Origin of the sequence: Catenulispora sp. GP43 (assembly GCF_041260665.1) — a bacterium.
Taxonomy (GTDB): domain Bacteria; phylum Actinomycetota; class Actinomycetes; order Streptomycetales; family Catenulisporaceae; genus Catenulispora.
In genome coordinates this window covers 411223-428669 of the sequence record NZ_JBGCCT010000005.1, presented here as the reverse complement: position 1 = coordinate 428669, position 17447 = coordinate 411223, and the positions used below count along the sequence as shown (strand labels likewise).

General features: G+C 70.0%; 16 protein-coding genes. 2 read left to right on the top strand and 14 right to left on the bottom strand.

Translation table 11 applies throughout. The features are described 5' to 3' along the window. Positions 1 to 136: 136 nt before the first annotated feature. The 7 genes from ABH926_RS14105 to ABH926_RS14075 form a co-directional block, all read right to left on the bottom strand. A complete protein-coding gene (locus tag ABH926_RS14105; protein WP_370365953.1) occupies positions 137 to 1159 on the bottom strand; it encodes an oligopeptide/dipeptide ABC transporter ATP-binding protein in 1023 nt (340 codons plus the stop codon). Beyond that, positions 1156 to 2169: an ABC transporter ATP-binding protein gene (locus ABH926_RS14100; RefSeq protein WP_370365952.1), complete on the bottom strand. Its 1014-nt coding sequence runs from the start codon at positions 2167 to 2169 to the stop codon at positions 1156 to 1158. The genes ABH926_RS14105 and ABH926_RS14100 overlap by 4 nt, the downstream gene beginning before the upstream one ends. Next, positions 2162 to 3175 carry an ABC transporter permease gene (locus ABH926_RS14095; RefSeq protein ID WP_370365951.1) on the bottom strand — a complete coding sequence of 338 codons (1014 nt, stop codon included), beginning with the start codon at positions 3173 to 3175 and terminating at the stop codon, positions 2162 to 2164. The genes ABH926_RS14100 and ABH926_RS14095 overlap by 8 nt, the downstream gene beginning before the upstream one ends. A gap of 7 nt (positions 3176 to 3182) precedes the next feature. Continuing rightward, a complete protein-coding gene (locus tag ABH926_RS14090; RefSeq protein ID WP_370365950.1) occupies positions 3183 to 4169 on the bottom strand; it encodes an ABC transporter permease in 987 nt (328 codons plus the stop codon). A gap of 117 nt (positions 4170 to 4286) precedes the next feature. Further along, positions 4287 to 6014 (bottom strand): ABC transporter substrate-binding protein, encoded by a 1728-nt coding sequence (locus tag ABH926_RS14085; protein WP_370365949.1) that lies wholly within the window; start codon positions 6012 to 6014, stop codon positions 4287 to 4289. Between the two features lie 196 nt (positions 6015 to 6210). Further along, complete coding sequence (locus ABH926_RS14080; protein ID WP_370365947.1) at positions 6211 to 7140, bottom strand: ROK family protein; 930 nt, start codon at positions 7138 to 7140, stop codon at positions 6211 to 6213. A 311-nt stretch (positions 7141 to 7451) separates the two neighbouring features. Beyond that, on the bottom strand, positions 7452 to 8933 hold the full coding sequence (locus tag ABH926_RS14075) for a S8 family serine peptidase (protein WP_370365946.1): 1482 nt from the start codon (positions 8931 to 8933) through the stop codon (positions 7452 to 7454). A 245-nt stretch (positions 8934 to 9178) separates the two neighbouring features. Here ABH926_RS14075 and ABH926_RS14070 point away from each other — a divergent pair, with 245 nt between their 5' ends. Together ABH926_RS14070 and ABH926_RS14065 are read left to right on the top strand one after the other, a co-directional pair. Beyond that, the gene (locus ABH926_RS14070; protein WP_370365945.1) at positions 9179 to 9523 is read left to right on the top strand and encodes a hypothetical protein; all 345 of its coding nucleotides are present in this window, start codon (positions 9179 to 9181) and stop codon (positions 9521 to 9523) included. After that, positions 9523 to 10623, top strand: a complete 1101-nt coding sequence (locus tag ABH926_RS14065; protein WP_370365944.1) for a DUF6745 domain-containing protein — start codon at positions 9523 to 9525, stop codon at positions 10621 to 10623. The genes ABH926_RS14070 and ABH926_RS14065 overlap by 1 nt, the downstream gene beginning before the upstream one ends. On the opposite strand, the gene ABH926_RS14060 is transcribed toward ABH926_RS14065, so the two are convergent. The 7 genes from ABH926_RS14060 to ABH926_RS14030 are packed head-to-tail and all read right to left on the bottom strand — an operon-like array spanning position 10586 to position 17422. Further along, positions 10586 to 11491 carry an STM4011 family radical SAM protein gene (locus tag ABH926_RS14060; RefSeq protein WP_370365943.1) on the bottom strand — a complete coding sequence of 302 codons (906 nt, stop codon included), beginning with the start codon at positions 11489 to 11491 and terminating at the stop codon, positions 10586 to 10588. The genes ABH926_RS14065 and ABH926_RS14060 overlap by 38 nt on opposite strands. Before the next feature lie 7 nt (positions 11492 to 11498). Continuing rightward, positions 11499 to 12800, bottom strand: coding sequence for an STM4012 family radical SAM protein (locus ABH926_RS14055; protein WP_370365942.1), 1302 nt, complete (start codon positions 12798 to 12800; stop codon positions 11499 to 11501). Next, positions 12800 to 13615 (bottom strand): STM4013/SEN3800 family hydrolase, encoded by an 816-nt coding sequence (locus tag ABH926_RS14050; RefSeq protein WP_370365966.1) that lies wholly within the window; start codon positions 13613 to 13615, stop codon positions 12800 to 12802. Before ABH926_RS14050 ends, ABH926_RS14055 begins: the two co-directional genes overlap by 1 nt. 2 nt (positions 13616 to 13617) lie before the next feature. Further along, the gene (locus ABH926_RS14045; RefSeq protein WP_370365941.1) at positions 13618 to 14694 is read right to left on the bottom strand and encodes an STM4014 family protein; all 1077 of its coding nucleotides are present in this window, start codon (positions 14692 to 14694) and stop codon (positions 13618 to 13620) included. Continuing rightward, positions 14691 to 15659, bottom strand: a complete 969-nt coding sequence (locus tag ABH926_RS14040) for an STM4015 family protein (protein ID WP_370365939.1) — start codon at positions 15657 to 15659, stop codon at positions 14691 to 14693. Before ABH926_RS14040 ends, ABH926_RS14045 begins: the two co-directional genes overlap by 4 nt. A 2-nt stretch (positions 15660 to 15661) precedes the next feature. After that, complete coding sequence (locus ABH926_RS14035; RefSeq protein WP_370365938.1) at positions 15662 to 16513, bottom strand: STM4015 family protein; 852 nt, start codon at positions 16511 to 16513, stop codon at positions 15662 to 15664. 6 nt (positions 16514 to 16519) lie between these two features. Further along, the gene (locus tag ABH926_RS14030; protein WP_370365965.1) at positions 16520 to 17422 is read right to left on the bottom strand and encodes an STM4015 family protein; all 903 of its coding nucleotides are present in this window, start codon (positions 17420 to 17422) and stop codon (positions 16520 to 16522) included. Between the last annotated feature and the right edge of the window lie 25 nt (positions 17423 to 17447).

The following is a 17447-nucleotide window of genomic DNA, read 5'->3' as shown; positions in this document are numbered from 1 at the left end:
TCTGGGGGGGTTTTGTGGGCCCCCCCGGGGGCGGCCCGGGGGGGCCCCCGTCCGGGCCCCGGCCCCGGGGGGGCCCCGGCCGGTGCGCGGGGCCCCCCACCGCAAAGCACGCGCACACCCACCGCGCGTCACCGCATCAGCGCGCAGCCGCTCCCGCCGTCGCCCGCTGCGCCACATGGCACGCGGCCTCGTGCTTCGGAGCAAGCTCCTGCAACACCGGCGTCTTCTCGTGGCAGATGGCCTCGGCCACCGGGCACCGGTCGCGGAAACGGCAGCCGGGCTTGGGGTTCACCACCTTCGGCGGCTCCGCCTTCGCCGTCTCCGCGTCCACCGACAGCGGAGCGCGCGGGTCGGGCACCGCCGACAGCAGCAGCTGCGTGTAGGGATGCTTCGGGTCCTGCAGCACCGACTCCGTCGGTCCGGCCTCCACGATGTGGCCGCCGTACATCACCATCACGCGGTCGCTGACGTAGCGGGCGCTGGCGATGTCGTGCGTGATGTACAGGAAGGAGACGTCCTCCGTCTCCCGCAGGTCCGCCATCACGTTCAGCAGGCCGATGCGGATCGAGACGTCCAGCATCGAGACCGGCTCGTCGGCCAGGATCAGCTTCGGCCGGTACGCCAGCGCCTGCGCGAACCCGATGCGCTGGCGCTGCCCGCCGGACAGCTCGTACGGATACCGCTGCAGGATCTCGGCGGCCGGGTTCAGGCCGACCGCCTCCACCACGCGCTCGGCCTCCTGCTCGCGCTGCGCCGCCGACAGCTCCGTGCGGTGCAGCTTCAGGCCGCGCTCGATGCCGTGGGAGACGCGGTAGGCCGGGTTCAGCGAGGCGAACGGGTCCTGGAACACCATCGGCACGTCGCTGCGGTAGCCCAGTTGCGCCTTGCGGCCCCGCAGCTCGCTCAGGGGCTTGCCCTCGAAGACGATCTGGCCGGAGGTCGGCTTGTAGACCTGGGCCAGCAGCCGGGCGATGGTCGACTTGCCGCTGCCGGACTCGCCGACCAGGGCCACGATCTCGCGCCGGTTGATGGTCAGGTTCACCTGGTCCACGGCGTGCAGGTTGTTGCGGGAGAAACCGCCGCCGATCCTGAAGTGCCGGGTCAGGTCGACCGTCCGCAGCAACGGGTCGCTCTGGGTCCGCACCGGGTTCTGGCTCACGACTCGACCTCCACGCTCACGGGCACCGGCTCGTGCAGCAGGCACCGGGCCTGGACGGAACCGACGGTGTACAGCTGCGGCGCGTCCACCTTGCAGCGGTCCATCGCCACCGGACAGCGCGGGTGGAACCGGCAGCCCGAGGGGGGCTTGCCCAGGTTCGGGGGCGCGCCGGGGATGCCGGTCAGGCGCTTCTTCTCGCCCCGGATCGAGGGGAAGGCGTCCAGCAGGCCCTGGCTGTAGGGGTGGGCCGGGGCGTCGAAGACCGACCGGGTGGCGCCCAGCTCCACGACCTGGCCGGCGTACATCACCATCAGCCGGTCGGAGAAGTGGCTGACCAGGGACATGTCGTGGGTCACGAAGATCACCGCGAAGCCCAGCTGCCTCTGCAGCTCCTTGATCTGCGCCATCAGCGAGCGCTGCGCCACCACGTCCAGGGCGGAGGTCGGCTCGTCCATGACGATCAGGTCCGGGGTGAACAGCAGCGCCATGGCGATCATCGCGCGCTGGCGCATACCGCCGGAGAGCTGGTGCGGGAACGACTTCAGGTGCACCGGGTCGATGCCGACCAGGTCCAGCACCTCGGCCGAGCGGACCCGGATCTGGGTCTCGGACCACTTGGCGTGCGCCTTGATCGCGTCCTTGAACTGCCTCCCGATGGTGTGGACCGGGTTCAGGGCGTTCATCGCGCTCTGCATCACGACCGAGAAGTCGCGCCAGCGCATGGTGTTCAGGGACTTGGCGGTCATCGCGACCATGTTCTGGCCCTTGAACCAGACCTCGCCGCCGGTCACCGAGGCCGGCGGGTTCAGCAGTTGGGCGATGCCGAACAGCATGGTGGACTTGCCGCAGCCGGACTCGCCGACCACGCCCAGGAACTCGCCCTGGGCCAGCGTCAGGTCGACGCCGGACACGGCCTCCACCGGGCCGTTGGAGGTGGCGTACTCCACCCGCAGGTCCCTGACCCGCAGCAGGGCTTCGGAGCTCGTCGGCTCGGGCATCAGCTCACTCATTTCCAGCACCTCCGCCGGCGATCGCGGCGGTCCGCACGGACCCGGGACGGCGGCGCGTACCGAGCTTCCTGCCGCGCTGCCTGCGCACGGGGCGCAGGGCCGGGTTGCTGATCTCGTCGAAGGCGTAGTTCATCAGGGCGAAGGCGACGCCGAGGACGGCGATGCCGATGGCCGGCAGGATGGCCCACCACGCGGTGCCGGACTCCAGCGCGGACTGCGAGTCGGCCCAGTAGAGCATGGTGCCCCAGCTGTCCGAGTTCGGGTCGCCCAGGCCCAGGAACTGCAGGCCGGCCGCGGCGAGCACAGAGTACAGGGCGGCACCGAGGAAGTTGGCGATGATCAGCGAGGTCATCGTCGGCAGCATCTCGAAGACGATGATGTAGGACCGGCGCTCGCCGCGGACCCGCGCCGACTCCAGGAAGTCGCGGTTGCGCAGCGACAGAGCCTGGGCCCGCATCTGGTTGGCCCCGTAGGACCAGCCGGTGACCACCAGGACCGCGATCATGATCGTCAGAGTCGGCTTGCCGGCGTACGCGGACAGCACGATGACCAGCGGGAAGGTCGGGATGACCAGCACCACGTTGGTGACGAAGGAGATGATGTCGTCCGGGATCCCGCCAAGGTAGGCGGCCGAGACGCCGACCAGCACCGAGACGATGGTCGCCAGTCCCCCGGCCACCACCGCGATGATCAGGGGTTCGCGGGCGCCGTAGACGAACAGCGCCCAGATGTCCTGGCCCAGCGAGGTGGTGCCGAACCAGTGCGCCCCGGAGGGGGTCAGCCGCGGCGTGAACCTGGCCGGCGCGGTCGGGTCGGACACCGAGGTGAACAGCGACGGGAACACCGCCATCACCAGGAGCACGAAGAACATGCCGAAGCCGACGTTGGCCTTGCGGTTGCTCAGGAACGAGCGCCACACGCCGCCGCGGCCGCGGCGCCGCCCGGGCGCCGGAGTGCCGGCCGGGGCCTGCGGGGTCGCGGAGTCCGCCGATGTCAGGGTCGTCATACGCTCCTCACCCCTTCGCCCGGGTACGCGGGTCCAGCCACACGGTGACCAGGTCGCAGATCAGCAGGGCGCCGAGCACCGCCACCGTGAACAACATGAACAGGGTCTGCATCATCGGGTAGTCGATGCTGTTGACCGCGTTGTAGAGCTGGTAGCCCAGACCCGGGTAGTTGAAGATCTTCTCGACCAGGATCGCGCCGGTGAGCACGAAGCCGATCGACATCGCGAAGCCGGACAGGTTGGGCAGGAAGGCGTTGCGCGCGGCGTAGTTCAGCATCACCTTGCGGTCGGACAGGCCCTTGGCCCGGCCCATCCGGATGTAGTCCTCGGCCAGCGTGGTGATCATGTTGTTGCGCATGGTCAGCACCCAGCCGCCGATCGAGGTGATCAGCAGTGTCAGCGCCGGCAGGGCCGCGTACTTCACGACGCTGCCGACGAAGCCCGGCGAGAAGCCCGGCACGATCGAGGTGTCGTAGTTGCCCGAGGACGGCAGCCAGGTGTTGTCGATCGTCATGAACAGGATCAGGAACAGCCCGACGACGAAGTACGGCAGCGCGCTGGTGACCACGAAGACCGAGGGCAGCACCGAGTCCACGACGCCGCCGCGGCGCCACGCCGCGATCGTGCCGATCAGCGAGCCGAGCAGGAACGCCAGCACCGTGGTGACGCCCACCAGGCCCAGCGTCCACGGGAGCGACTCGCCGATCAGTTTCGACACCGGCGTGCCCAGCGAGCTGCCCAGGGACACGCCCCAGTTGCCGGTGACCATGTTGCCGAGGTAGTCGAAGTACTGCGAGAACATGTTCGCGTGCGGCTTGTAGCCGAACGAGGTCAGGATCTGCTCCAGCTGGGCGTCCGAGACCCGGCCCTTGGTCTGGGCCCGCAGGGTGTTGATCGGACTGCCGGGCATGAAGTGCGGCAGGAAGAAGTTCAGTGTGAGGGCGGCCCAGAGGGTGAGAAGGAAGAACCCTACTCGGCGCAGAAGATATCTCAACCCTCTGTCCTTTCGTTGACTTAACGTATGCGCGGGGGTGGCGGGGAACAGCGGCGTCCGGGGGTACGGCTCCGGACGCCGCCTTCGGTCCCGCTCAGACGCGGGGCGGTCTCGCGGTTACTGGGCCGGCTTGTAGTACAGGTGCAGCAGCACCTGCTCGTTGTCCGGGAAGTTGTACGCCGAGGGCTGCGCGTACGGGTTGTCCGCCGTCGGCCAGCCGCCGAAGTTCTTGGTGTTGTACTGGAACCAGTCCGCGGACTCCGTCACCGGGATGAACGGCAGGTCCTGCAGCATGTGCGTGCTGATCTGCTTGATCATCGAGACCTGCTGGTCCTCGGAGCTCGCGGTGGCGTACGAGTCGAGCAGCTTGTCGACGTCGGGGTTCTTGTAGCGCTCGAAGTTGCCCGCCGACGCGCTCTGGCCGATCGGCGCGGTGTTCGCCGAGTGCAGCCACGCGCGCAGCTCGGTGTAGGGGGACGGGCCGGCGGAGGGCTGGGAGCCGTAGGCCAGGTCGAAGTCGCCCTTGTAGAGCTTGTCGAAGTAGGTCTGGTTCGTCAGCGAGCTCTCGGTGAGGTTGATGCCCAGCGGCTTGAGCTCGTCCTTGATGATCGCGATCGAGGCGTCCCAGTCGGTGTAGCCCTGGATCGAGATGATCGTCAGGTTCAGCGGGTTGCTCGGGCTGTACCCGGCGCCGGCCAGCGCCGCCTGGGCCTTGGCCATGTCGGGCTTGTCGTAGCCGGCCGCGGAGATCGCGCCCGCGTCGTTGAACTTGGTGAACGTCGGGGTGACCACGCCGCTCTGGTTGCCCGGCAGCTGCTGGCCGTCCTCGCCGATCGCCGAGACCTTGGCCTTGTCGATCGCGTAGGCGATGGCCTGGCGGACCCCGAGCTTGCTGGTGGCCGCGTGCGAGGGGTCCAGGTTCGGGATGATCGAGACGTTCAGGACGGGCGGGGACCAGGTGTGGTTGTCCTGCGACTTGCTCAGGTAGAAGGACTTGATGCCGGTGATGAACTGCGAGCCCCACTGCGCCTTGCCGCTGGCCAGGTCCTGGTTCGCCGGGCTGTTGTCCAGGTAGGCCGGGTACTCCAGCTTGGTCACGTAGGGCTTGCCGGGCTGCCAGAAGTTCGGGTTGGCCGTGTACTCCATGTTGTTCGGCGTGCACTTGACCGTGTAGGGCCCGGAGCCGATCGGGTCCGGGTCGGTCCAGGTGTCCGGGTGCGCGGCGGCGTCGCCGGTGGACCAGATGTGCTTGGGCACGATGCCGACCAGCGTGGCGAAGGTGTAGAAGTACACCTGCGCGTTCTGCTTGAAGGCCATGGTGACCTGGTTGCCGGTGGCCGTCACACTGGTCAGGCCGGCCGCGGACCACAGCGAGTAGTTGTCCAGCGCCGGGGTCTGCTTCATCAGGTTGTACGTGTAGGCCACGTCGTCCGCGGTCAGCGGCTGGCCGTCACTCCACTTCACCCCGTCGCGGATGGTGAAGGTGATCTGCGTCTTGTCCGCGTTCCACTGGTAGCTCGACGCCAGCATCGGCGTCTCCTTGGCGTCCTGCAGGATGTTGGTGTAGATCAGCGGCTCGTAGACGAAGCCGAGGGACTCCAGGTTGAAGCTGGAGTTGTACGGGTTGAACGAGCACGGCCAGGTCTGACCCTGCTCGTTGGAGATGGTGAGCGTCCCACCCTGCTTGTAGCTCGCGGCGGTCCCCGTGGACGAACCGCCGGCCGAGCTGGCCGCGGTGGAGCCGCCGCTGTTGGAATCCGAGGTGTGCTTGGTGCTCGCGCACGCGGATGCCGCCAGGCCTATGGAGACGGCGATCGCAAGGAGTGACGATTTCCTGCGCCTCATGCTGGGGTTCCTTTCCGGTAACTGCGGGATGTGGCGCCCGTGGTTGGCTTCGTGGTGTGGTGCCTTGCTTTTGTCGGTGGTGCGAACTGCTGTGGTGCGGTGTGCTGTGACGCGGTGTGCTGTGCTGCATGGTGCTGTGGTGCGCTTGCCGGTCGTGCGAAGTCCCTGATCGTCACAGAGAAGCAATGCCGTGTCATCAGGGGGATTTTGAGGTCGTGGAGGTTTCCAGAGCGGCCCGGGCCAGGGCCAGCGCGCCGGCCAACGGCGCGTCGAAGGGGAACGCGGCCTGCACCAGCTCCGGCGGGAACGGCACCGCGGCGTCCAGCGCTCGGCGCAACGGCGCGTAGAGCACGGGCCAGGACCGCACCATGCCGCCGCCGACCGCGATCCGCGCCGGGTCCACGGCGATGGCCAGGTTCACCAGATGGAACGCCAGCTCGTCGGTGAACTCCCGCAGGACCTGAGCGGCACGGGGGTCCTGGCTCACCGCGGCGAACAGGTCCTTGGCCCCGGTGGCGTCCGGCAGCAGTTCCTTGGCCCGGGCCAGCAGCCCGATCCCGCTCACCTGGTCCTCCAGGATCGACCGCTGCCCGGCCGCGACGCCGACGTCGGCCAGCGCCCGCAGGTTGTAGCCGATCTCCCCGGCGGCGCCGTTGCGCCCGGCGATGACCTCGCCCTTGGTGACGATGGCGACGGCCAGCCCGGTCCCGAGGTTGAGATACAGGCCGGGATCGGCGTCCTTCAGCGCGCCCTCGACGGCCTCGACCCGGGCGGCGGCCTTCACATCGGTCTCGACCCGGACCTCCGAAGCGGGGAACGCCGCCTGGATCTCCTTGGCCAGCGCCAGATCGGCCCAGCCCGGGATGTTCGGGGCCAGATCGACCCCGGAGTCCCGCGGGATACCGATGGTCGACACCCCGACCGCGACCGGCTCGCGCCCCGGCGCCACCCGGTCCAGCAGCGCCCGCGCGGCGCGCAGACCGCGGCCGAGCGAGGCCCGGCCGCCCTCGGCAGCGTGGGTCGGGACGGTGGAGGCCCCGAGGCGGGGGCCGGGCGTGGGCTCGGCGACCGCCATCGCGGTCTTGGTGCCGCCGAAGTCGATTCCCAGCACAACGGGCGGGTGCAAGCGTCCTCCTCAGAGGGTGTCGTGCCGTGCGGGTGGGGCTTGGGGGGGTGCTCGGGTGAAGCGGGGATGAAGCGCCGTGCGAGTTCGTCAGTAAAGTAAACTAAATATTGTCGCGACGGAAGGGGTCCGAGGGCGCGCGCGGGTAACCTTTCGGCAACGCCGGGATGGGGATCAGACGGGCGTTCGATGGCATTTCGGACGGCCGCGGGCAGCAAAAAACGTGACGTCCCCGGACCAGGGGGACGCCACGTTCGCCGCGGGCTCAGGACTCCTGGTTAATTGCTAGGGCTCCAGCACCATGAGCACCATCGCTACTCCCCCAACACCGGCAGCAGCTTCGCCGCGTCCGGCGTCCCGAGCCCGGTCACCGGATCCCACCCGGCCGTCGCCGGGTATCCCGGCACCGTGCTCGACACCGTGTTGTTCCCGGTGGTCACGTCGAAGAAGTACGTCCCGTAGTCCGGTCCGGACGCCAGGCTGTACAGCTTCGGCTGGATCAGACCCAGGTCGTGTCCGGCCATCTGGTCCGCGATCGCGACCAGGCCGGCCCACTGCGGGCAGGAGGAACTGGTCCCGCCGATCACGTACCAGCTGCCGTCGTTGACGTCCGAGCCGCCGTTGTCGCCGGGCGCCGTGTCGTAGATGAGGACGCCGGTGCCGGCAGAGGCCTGATACGCGATGTCCGGGACGCCGCGCATCGCGCCGATCGGCGTCGAGCCGGCCGGCAGCGTGTCCTGGTACGAGGGCCGCGCGAAGAGCGAGCTGTAGCCGCCGCCGGAGTCCGTCCAGCCGACATCGCGCTGGCCGGGGTACTTGCTGCACAGGCCGCCGGGACTGGTGCTGTCGACGGTGGTCCCGGTGGCGCCGTCGGTGCACAGGTAGGTGCCGCCGACCGCCGTCACCAGGGGGTCCGAGGCCGGCCAGCCCACGCTCGGGGTGTCAAGGGCCGCCGGGTTCTTGATAGGCGTCTTGGCGTTGTTCTCCGTGCCGCTGTCGCCGGAGGAGGACAGGAAGGTCACGCCGGCGGTCGTGCCGCTGATGAAGGCGTGCCGCAGGTTCTGGATCGCGTTGCCGTGGAAGTCGGGCTCGGCGGTGCTGAACGACTGCGAGACCACGTCCGCCAGGTGGTTGTCGACCAGGTACTGCTCGGCGTTCATCATCTGCGGCAGGCCCTGCACGCCCTGCGTCTCGGCGACGCTGGTGGACATCAGGATGATGTTCGCGCCCGGCGCGGTGGCGTGCGCCCACTGCGTGTCCAGGGCGACCTCCTCGGCCCAGGCGTTGCTGTCCTGCTGGCCGGTGCCGTGCGAGCCGGAGGGCGGCTGCTTGATAGGCCGCTTACCGTCCCACTGGTCCCACTCGAAGGTCGGCATCCCGGGGGCGCAGGTCACGTTCGGCATCCCGCACATCAGCGGCAGGCCGAACTGCTTGCTGAAGTTCTCCAGGTCGCTGGCCACGGTGTCGTACCCGAACGAGTCGATGATCGCGATCGTCTTGCCGTGGCCGTCGTTCCCGGCGTTCAGCAGCGGGCTGATGTCGTACGAGTTCTGCATCGACGTCGGCGTGAAGCACCGCCGGCCCACGGCGTTGCACGCCGCCTGCGTGGGCGGCAGGACGCCGGTGGCGACCTGGACGGAGTCCTGGGCGTTCGGCTGGACGACCGGATACCCGGCCGAGCCGGCCGAACCCGCGGATCCCGCCCCGGACAAGGCGAAGGCGGCTCCGGCCGCGGCCGCGGTGGCCGCGATCAGCAGCCGCCGTGCGGGGCTCTGCGCGAGAGCGATACGTGTCACTCGATGGTCCTCCTGACGCTTAGGGATGTGGCACCTACTGCGCAGTGACGAGGACACGGGCGGTGCGGGCGGGCCGCCGCACCGGTCGGGTGGGAGCCGCCGCGCCGACCCGGGTGGCAGGATCGCCGTCGGCCAATCAATCAAGCCGCTAAAGCGATCGCCGTCAAGAGCCGCGGCTGTCAGTAGCGCCCCCTAGCGTGAACTCCGTTGCCGCCGGAGCCACACGGAGAACACGAGGAGGGGCCGTGTACCGCCAAGGAGACGTGCTGATCGTCCCGGTCACGGAGAACGCAGTACCCGAAGACGTACGCGCCGCCGGACCGAAGCCGCGCCGCCCGCGCGAGTCCATGATCCTGGCGCTCGGGGAGAGCACCGGCCACGCGCACGCGCTGGTCGCCACCCGGGACGAGGGCGACTTCTACCCCGCGCCCAGCGAGAGCGAGGCCGCGTTCGCGTTCCTGCCGCTGGGCGGCAAGGTCGTGCACGAGGAGCACGGCACCATCCCGCTGCCCCCGGGCTGGTTCAAGGTGGTGCGCCAGCGTGAGTACGAGCCGCGGGCGCTGCGCTCGTTCCGGGTGGTGGCGGACTGATGACATCCCCCGCGACCCCCGCGACCCCCGCGACCGACATGACCACGCACCCCGACCTGACCGCCGACGGCATCGTCGCGGTCGCCGCCGCCGCACACGGCTCCTGGCGCGCCATCGCCTTGTCCACCGAGGCCGCGGACCGGCAGGCCGCCGAGGAGGAGGTGCTGCGGCTGTATGCCGAAGCGCTGCCCGACGCGCCGCCGCCGGAGATCATCTGGTGCCGCTCTCCGCTGGAGGCCGCCCGGCTGGTGCTCTCCGACACCGCGCGCCTCGGCGCTCCGGCCCGGGACCGCATCAGGGACCTGGCCTGGTCCCGGAGCCGGGCCCTGCTCGCCGAGCGGCTCGGCCCGCGCGAGTTCGGCCGGGTCTGGCAGGCGTCCTGCGGCCAGATCGCACCGCTGATCAGCACCCTGATCACGCGCATCGCCGCGGCCGTCGAGGAGCAGGCAGAGTCCGAGGACTCCTCGGAGCGCACCGCCCTGCGCATCGCCCTGACCCACGCGGTCCACGGGCCGTTCGACGCCGCCTGGCTCCCGCTCTACGAGGCCGCCGGCATGGCCTCGGGCCTGGGCCTGGGCCGGATGGCCCGCTCGGCGGGCTGGTGGTGGCCGTTCGAGAACGCGGTCATCCTCACCGAGCGCCCGCTGGCCCTGCGTCTGGACGACCAGGACCGCCTGCACCGCGGCGACGGCCCGGCCGTGGTCTGGTCCGACGGCTTCGCCGTGTACTCCTGGCGCGGCACCCCGCTGACCGAGGAGTTCGGCAAGCGCCTGGCCGCGACCACGCCGGAGTCCATCCGCGCGGAGGAGAACGCCGAGCTCCGCCGGATGATGGTCGAGCACTACACGCCGGAGCGGTTCCTGAGGGACTCCGGCGCACAGCCGCTCCAGCAGGACGAGGCCGGCAAGCTCTGGCGCATCGAGATGGGCGACGACGAGTCCATCGTCATGGTCGAGGTGGTGAACTCCTCGCCGGAGCCGGACGGCACCTTCAACGTCTACTTCCTGCGGGTGCCGCCCAGCACGCAGACCGCGAAGGCCGGTGTCGCCTGGACCTTCGGGCTCACCGAGGACGAATACCAGCCGCTTCAGCAGACCTGACCGGCACAGGCGTCTCGGCGGGGATCCGCGACAGGACCCCGCCGGCGAACGTCTCGTAGAGCCCAAGCTCCGGCATGTGCACATAGCCGATGTGGCAATCGCACTGTGTCAGAGGGCAGACGCGCGCACGCAGGGCCCTGCGATATGAACCGTTGTAGAGATTCCCGATGCGTTCCGTCGGATCGGTGCGCGGGACGAAGTGACAGCGGTAGACCTCGCCGTCGCCGTCGACCGAGATGACCGATTCCCCGGCCCGGCAGGCGTGGCCCCGCGAGGAATGCGGAAAGCGCGAGACCGGGAACAGCGGATCGATCTCGGTCCAGGGCGCGGCTTCGTCGTCGGTGTAGCTGTGGCCCTCGGCCGCGTTGACCCACAGGTAGACGTCGTCGGGCAGGTCCGCGCGCAACCGCCGCGCCGCCTCCAGATGCTCGGGCAGCCCGACGATCCCCGCGCTGAACCGCACACCGCTGTCCCGAAGTTCGTGGCACCGGCCGAGGAACCGCTCGTACGGAACCTGGTCCGGGTGGTACGTGCACCACAGCGCCAGCGAATCCAGGTCGGCGCCCACCGTCCACGCGGTCCGCGAGCTCAGGTTGGTCTGGATCGCCACCTCGGCGACGTGGTCGAGGCGGCTGAGGACAACCAACGCGCGCTGGTACCAGCTCCGCGTCAGCCCCTCTCCCCACGGCGTGAACAGCACGCTGATCCGGTCGTCGGTCTGCGCGCTCACCCATGCCACGAACCGCTCCAACGCCGCGCGGTCGGCCCGCAGCGTCTCCGGCGAGTCGCGGCGCTTGGCGAAGGGGCAGTAGCCGCAGTCGTAGTCACAGCTGGCCAGCGGGCCGCGATAGAGAATCGAGAGGTCCATCAGGGCCCTACCTCAGCTCGTAGGCACGCATCGCGGCGCGCACCGGCTCGGAGAAGAACATCGGGCCGACCGAATCCGACCAGGCCAGGCCTTCGTCCGTGAGCCGCAGCCGGCCGTCCGGTGCCGACGCCAGGAACCCGCGATCGCTCAACAGCTCCAGCTCGGCCCCGAACCGCTCCGCCGCGTCGCCCCGCTCCATCCCGTCCGCCTGGAGCAGCGACTGGATCAGGAACCTGCGAGCCTGCTCGTCCGCGTCCAGCCGGTACCCGACCTCGGCCCGGCTGAAGTCGCCGGTCGCGACGTACTCGTCGATGATCCCGCGCACTTCCGATGCCGAGACCGCGTAGTCGAAGGAGTAGTGCAGCGAGGCGGTGTACGACCGGGCGCCGCACCCCAGCCCGATCATGCCGTCCGTCTGGCACGCGTAGTCCTCGCCGCCCTCGACGGCCGGGGCGTCCAGGCGGCGGAACATCCGCATCGACACCTGCTCGTAGCCGTTCTCCAGCAGCAGATCGCGGCCGGAACGGTACAGATCCAGGCGCTGTGCGTCCCATTCGGCGTCATGGCCCAGGTTCAGACGGCCGAGGCCGGTCAGCGGCCGGACATAGAGCGGATAAAGGTAGATCTCCTCGGGCGTCCAGCGCAGTGCCGTCCGCAACGAGGCCTGCCAGGACTGGCGGGTCTGGCCGTCGATGCCGTAGATCAGATCGACGTTCAGCACCGGGATGGCCGCGTCCCGCACCGCGTCCAGGGCGGCGAAGACATCGGCCGCCTTCTGCGGCCGCACCGCCGATCGCGCCTCGACGTCGTCGAAGCTCTGCACGCCCAGGCTGAGCCGCGTAGTCCCGCGCTCGGCGAGCACCGCCAGCCGGTCCGGGGTCGCGGTGGCCGGCGAGGCCTCGACCGACAGCGGAATGGCGCCGAGGCCGACCCCCATCACCTTCTCAGCGATGTCGAACAACCGGGTCAACTCATCAGGACTCAGATACGTCGGGGTCCCTCCGCCGATCGCCGCATTGGCGAAGCGGGGCGCTGTACCGGATTCGTCCAGGGCCGCGCGGGCCGCGATCGCCTGACGCTCCAAGGCGTCCAGGTACGCCTCGGTCAGCGATGCGGACGCTCCGGTCCGGGTGAACAGGTTGCAGAAACCGCACCGGACTTCGCAGAACGGGACATGTGTATAGAAGGACAACGCATCACGCGCCTCGCCCCGCCACACGTCGGACAGCAGGGGCTTCGGTTCGAGCGGGCGGTAGGAGGTCTTGTGCGGGTAGGCGTAGACATAGGCCTCATAGGGACGGTCCAGCATCAGCCCTCGTATCCCTTCGGCAGCACGAAGTCCGCGTACGGCACCGTCCACACCACGTCGTGGCCGATGCGGTGCCCGACATGGCCGTCCTCGCCGTAGGCGGTCCCGTGGTCGGAGCAGACGATGGTGAAACAGGCCCGGCGCGCCGCCATCAGCGTGAACAGTCGCCCGATGTGCGCGTCGACATACCGCAGAGCTGCGGCATGAGACGCCCGCGTGTCACCGGCTCCTGCATCCTTGGTCGCGCCGTCGAGGTAGAACCAGTTCGGCTGGTGCAGCGCCGGGACGTTCACGAACAGGAACAGCGGCTGGTCCTCCGGCTGCGCCGCGACCACCTGCTCGACGACCCCGATCTGGTTGGCGAAGGAGTCCGGGTCGGCCACCCCGGTCGCCGCCGACCAGTACGCCTCGTCGAAATAGCCCGGCAGCACCTGCCCGAGCCGGCTCTCGGGGTTGAAGAACCCCACTCCCCCGACGCAGACCGTCCGGTACCCGGCCTTGCCCAGCCCGGCTACCAGGTCCGGCTCGTCGAACACCCAGGTGTCCTCGGCCGTGGTCTCGCTGCCGCCGAAGCGTGCGGCGAACAGCCTCGGATGCCGGCCCGGCGCGTCCGGCGTCGGCAGGAAGCCGGCGAAGAACGCCGAATGCGCGGCGAAGGTGAACGAGCCCGGCGTGTGCCGGCGCTCCCAGCCGCGCGGCAGCACCCGGGCCAGGTTCGGCAGCCGGCCGGCGGCCAGCTCTTCGACGGCGACGTCGTAGCGGAGGGTGTCGAGGGTGACGAACAGGAGGTCGTGGCTCCCGATGATGTCTTTCATGGTCATGGTGCGAAGCGGCCTGTCAGTGAACGTACTTGGGCGTGGTAGGTACCGACGGCTTCCCCGGGGGTGCCCGGAAGTCCCATCAGGTTCGGCAGGAGGTCGCCGTAGGCGTTGATCTCGCCGATCCGGTCGAGGCCGTCGGCGCCGGGCAGCACGTCGATCCCGAGGCAGTGCACGCCCGGGAAGCACACCGCCGCCGACTCCACGATGTCCAGGATCCGGTGCCACCGCTCCTCCCCGACCAGCGCCCGGAACCGTGCCAGATCGCCGCGTTGCCCGCCGAGGTGCAGGTTGGTCATCGGGGACGTGCTCGTCCGCACGACCGCGTGGGTCGCCCGGCCGCCGACGGTGACCACGCGCAGATCGCAGGACCGGCCGGCGATGCTCAGTTTGCGGACCCACTGCTCGGCGTGGAGGCCGTCGCCGGCGAGGACGCCCAGCAGGTCGTCGATGTCGGCATCGCGAAGGTAGGTACGGACCCGCAGCGAGTTGTAGAGCTCGATACCGGCCTCGGTACGCACCAGCTCGGCCGACGTCACCGCGCGCCGACGCGGCCCTCGCACCGTCAGTGCGACGACGCCGGAAGCCGAGGAACCGTGCCGGATCTTGATGAAGGCGGACTCCGTACCGTCGGTCGCGGCGGCAGGCGGCACCGGGACGCCGGCCTCGGTCAACAGCGCGTGCGTCGCCTGCTTGTCGAAGGCCGTGGCGACTTCCTGAGCCGTGAACAGCCGGGCCGCACCGGCGATGTCGATGGCGTGTTCCAGCTTCTCCAACGCGGTCGTAAAGCCCTGATACCACCGGCGTGTGCCCTCGACCCGATACATGTCGACCGGCTCGTCCGAGCCGTGCAGCAGCCGGGCCACCTCGGCGTCCTCACCCGGGGAGTCGACGCGGACCAGCTCACCGGCGTGGAACTCGGCGTTTCCGCGCAGGACGTCGAGCCACGCGACGACGCGCGGCTCGGGCAGTCCCGCTTCGCGGACGGCGTCGGCGAAGAGCGTCACCCGGCGGTTGTCCGGGTTTCCGACCACCGCGAACCGCGACGGGACCACCGGGTTGTGCGAGACCGTCATTCGGCCACCGCGATGTACCGGCGCCCCCGGCCGGCGTCCTGCCCGTCGGACAGGTCGATCTCGACGCCCGGCCAGGCCTGCCGCAGCCGCGTCTGCATCGCCGAGGAGAGATAGTGATGGTGCAGGTCCAGGGTGCGCAGATGATCGAGCGGCTGCCCGGCCAGCAGCGCCGCCGCGCCCTCGTCGCCGAGCGCCCCGAGCGCGAGGTCCAGCGACTCCAGCTGCGCCACGATCGGCGCCCGGGCGACCGCCGCGGCGATCTCGTCCTGGATCACCGAGTCCTTCAAGCCCAGGTACCGCAGGCGGGGGAAGCGGCCTGCTTCGAGGAACGGGGCGAGGTCCTCCACTGCCGCGTCGCCGCCGTAGTTCGGGTCGCCGAGGTAGATCTCCAGGTGCGTCAGCTCGGGGAATTCGCATTCGGCCAGTGCGCGGACCGTGGGCGCGGGCAGGCCCCCGGACTGCAGGACCAGCTTGCGCAGCCCGGCGTGCTTCGCCGGCTCGATCAGCGGCTCGGGGTCCGCACCCCGGGCCATGCCTTCCGGCGTCCCGCGGACCCAGAGCTCGGCCAGGTTCGGGAAGGCGTTCAGCAGCGGATTCAGCTGCGGCACATAGATCCAGGACGGCTGGCTCTGCTCGTCCTCCAGCTCGCAGACGAACAGCGAGCGCAGCGCCGGCAGCCGGTCGGCGACCGCGACGAGGTCGTCCACGACGGTGCAGTCGTCCTCGCCCCACTCCAGCCACTGCCCGGTGACCAGCGCCTCGACCGCCGCGCTCGGCACCCGGTCCAGGAAGGCCGCGAGCAGTTCGGGGAAGTCGCGGTCGTAGTAGCCGTCCTTGCCGCAGTCGAGGCGCCACGCCACGGCCCCGGGATCGGCGGCCTCGGCCGGCGTCTCCCGTTCCGGATCGGCGGGGAAGTCGACGACCGGCCGGCCGGCGAACTCGGTGATGTGCTCGTAGAAAGACATGGTTACTCCGCCACCGCTATCGAGCGGCGTCCTCGGGATTCGGTCTGGGCGTCGGACAGGTCGACGTCGACTCCCAGCCACGCGGAGCGCAGCCGGTCTTGCATCGCGTCGGAGAGGTAGTGGTGGTGCAGATCCAGCAGCGCGAGATGGTCCAACGGCTGCCCGTGCAGCAGCGCCTGCGCGCCGTCGTCCCCGAGCGCGCCCAACGACAGGTCGAGCACCCGCAGCCCGGCGACGACCGGCGCGTGCGCGAGCGCCGCCGCGATCCCGTCCTGGATCAGGGAATTGCGAAGGCCCAGGTGGTCGAGCTTCGGAAAGGCCTCGCCGGCCACGAGCCAGGCGAGGTCTTCCGGCTTGGCCCAGCCGCACCAGTCGGGGTGTCCCAGATACAGCTCCAGGTGCCGCAGCTCCGGGAGATCGCACCGGCTGATCGCACGGATCGCCTCGGGATGGAGACCGCCGGATTGCAGCACCAGGCGGCGCAGGCCCGGGTGCCGCATCGCTTCGAAGTACCGAGGCGTCTTCTGCGACAAGTCCGGGGTCCCGCGAACCCAGAGCTCTTCCAGCGCCGGATAGGCGTCCAGGATCGGGGTGAGGTCGGCGTGCTCGACGTACACGATCTCGTCGTCGACGTCGCCGAGGAACAGCGCACGCAACGCCGGGAACCGGTCCGCGCTCTGGGCCAGCAGCCGCCCCGGATGCCCCTCCGTCTGCGAGACGTCACCCCACCGGCCGACCACCAGCGCGGTCACCCGGGCCGTGTCGACGGTGGCCGCGAAGTCCTGGAAGACCGTCTCGAACGCGACGTCGCCGAGGCATTCGATCCGCTCCGCGAGGCCTCCCCCGAACTCCATCCCCGGTTACTCGGCCACCGAGACGAACCGGTGCTCCTCGCCGTCGTCCCAGTCGTCCGGCTCCTGCTGCTCCGACAGGTCCAGCTCCACGCCCGGCAGCGCCTCGCGCAGCCGCTCCTGCATCGGCTCGGAGATGAAGTGGTGGTGCAGGTCGAGCTTCTTCAGGTGGGTCAGGGGCTGCCCGGCCAGCAGCGCGGCCGCGCCCTCGTCGCCGAGTGTGCCCAGCGAGAGGTCGAGCACCTCCAGGCGGGAGACGATCGGGGCGTGCGCGACCGCGGCGGCGACCTCGTCGGCGTTCTCGGCGTCCCGCAGGCCCAGGTAGCGCAGCTTCGGCAGGCCCGCGCCGTCCAGGATGCCGGCGAGGTCGGCGATCTCCGCGCCGCCGAAGTACTCCTCCTCGCCGAGGTAGAGCTCCAGGTCGGTCAGCTCCGGGAACTCCGAGCCGGCGACCGCCCGGACCACCTCCGGCGGCAGGCCGCCGCTCTGGAACGTCAGCTCCCTGAGTTCAGGGTACGCGCGCTGCTCCCACCCCAGGTTCTCGCTGCCCCGGACGCCGAACGTCAGCAGCTTCGGGAACGCGCGCAGCAGCGGCGCCAGGTCGCTCTGGTGGATCCACGAGATCTCGGACTCCTGCGCCTCGATGTCCCCCAGGAACAGGTGCCGCAGGTTCGGGAACCGGTCGGCGGCGGCGACCAGCGGCGCGAACACGTCGCCCGCGGTGCGGTCGTGATCGTCGTCGGTGGCCCAGTTGCCGATGACGAACGCGCTGATCCTGGTGGTGTCCACAGAGCGCAGGAAGGCGTCGAAGAGCTCCGGGTAGTTCGGGCCGCGGTACCCGGCGACCTCGACGCGCCAGGCCCACTCCTCGACGTCCGAGGGGATCTCGACCCCGCCGGGCCAGTCCGGCATCTCGTCGAAATCCGTGCCGGGCAAA

What these genes read in the sequence shown, in the direction of transcription:
- ABH926_RS14060 (WP_370365943.1), bottom strand. Translation starts at nt 11,491, where the DNA reads ATGGACCTCTCGATTCTCTATCGCGGCCCGCTGGCCAGCTGTGACTAC.
- ABH926_RS14045 (WP_370365941.1), bottom strand. Translation starts at nt 14,694, where the DNA reads ATGACGGTCTCGCACAACCCGGTGGTCCCGTCGCGGTTCGCGGTGGTC.
- ABH926_RS14100 (WP_370365952.1), bottom strand. Translation starts at nt 2,169, where the DNA reads ATGAGTGAGCTGATGCCCGAGCCGACGAGCTCCGAAGCCCTGCTGCGG.
- ABH926_RS14055 (WP_370365942.1), bottom strand. Translation starts at nt 12,800, where the DNA reads ATGCTGGACCGTCCCTATGAGGCCTATGTCTACGCCTACCCGCACAAG.
- ABH926_RS14065 (WP_370365944.1), top strand. Translation starts at nt 9,523, where the DNA reads ATGACATCCCCCGCGACCCCCGCGACCCCCGCGACCGACATGACCACG.
- ABH926_RS14050 (WP_370365966.1), bottom strand. Translation starts at nt 13,615, where the DNA reads ATGAAAGACATCATCGGGAGCCACGACCTCCTGTTCGTCACCCTCGAC.
- ABH926_RS14095 (WP_370365951.1), bottom strand. Translation starts at nt 3,175, where the DNA reads ATGACGACCCTGACATCGGCGGACTCCGCGACCCCGCAGGCCCCGGCC.
- ABH926_RS14035 (WP_370365938.1), bottom strand. Translation starts at nt 16,513, where the DNA reads ATGGAGTTCGGGGGAGGCCTCGCGGAGCGGATCGAATGCCTCGGCGAC.
- ABH926_RS14085 (WP_370365949.1), bottom strand. Translation starts at nt 6,014, where the DNA reads ATGAGGCGCAGGAAATCGTCACTCCTTGCGATCGCCGTCTCCATAGGC.
- ABH926_RS14030 (WP_370365965.1), bottom strand. Translation starts at nt 17,422, where the DNA reads ATGCCGGACTGGCCCGGCGGGGTCGAGATCCCCTCGGACGTCGAGGAG.
- ABH926_RS14040 (WP_370365939.1), bottom strand. Translation starts at nt 15,659, where the DNA reads ATGTCTTTCTACGAGCACATCACCGAGTTCGCCGGCCGGCCGGTCGTC.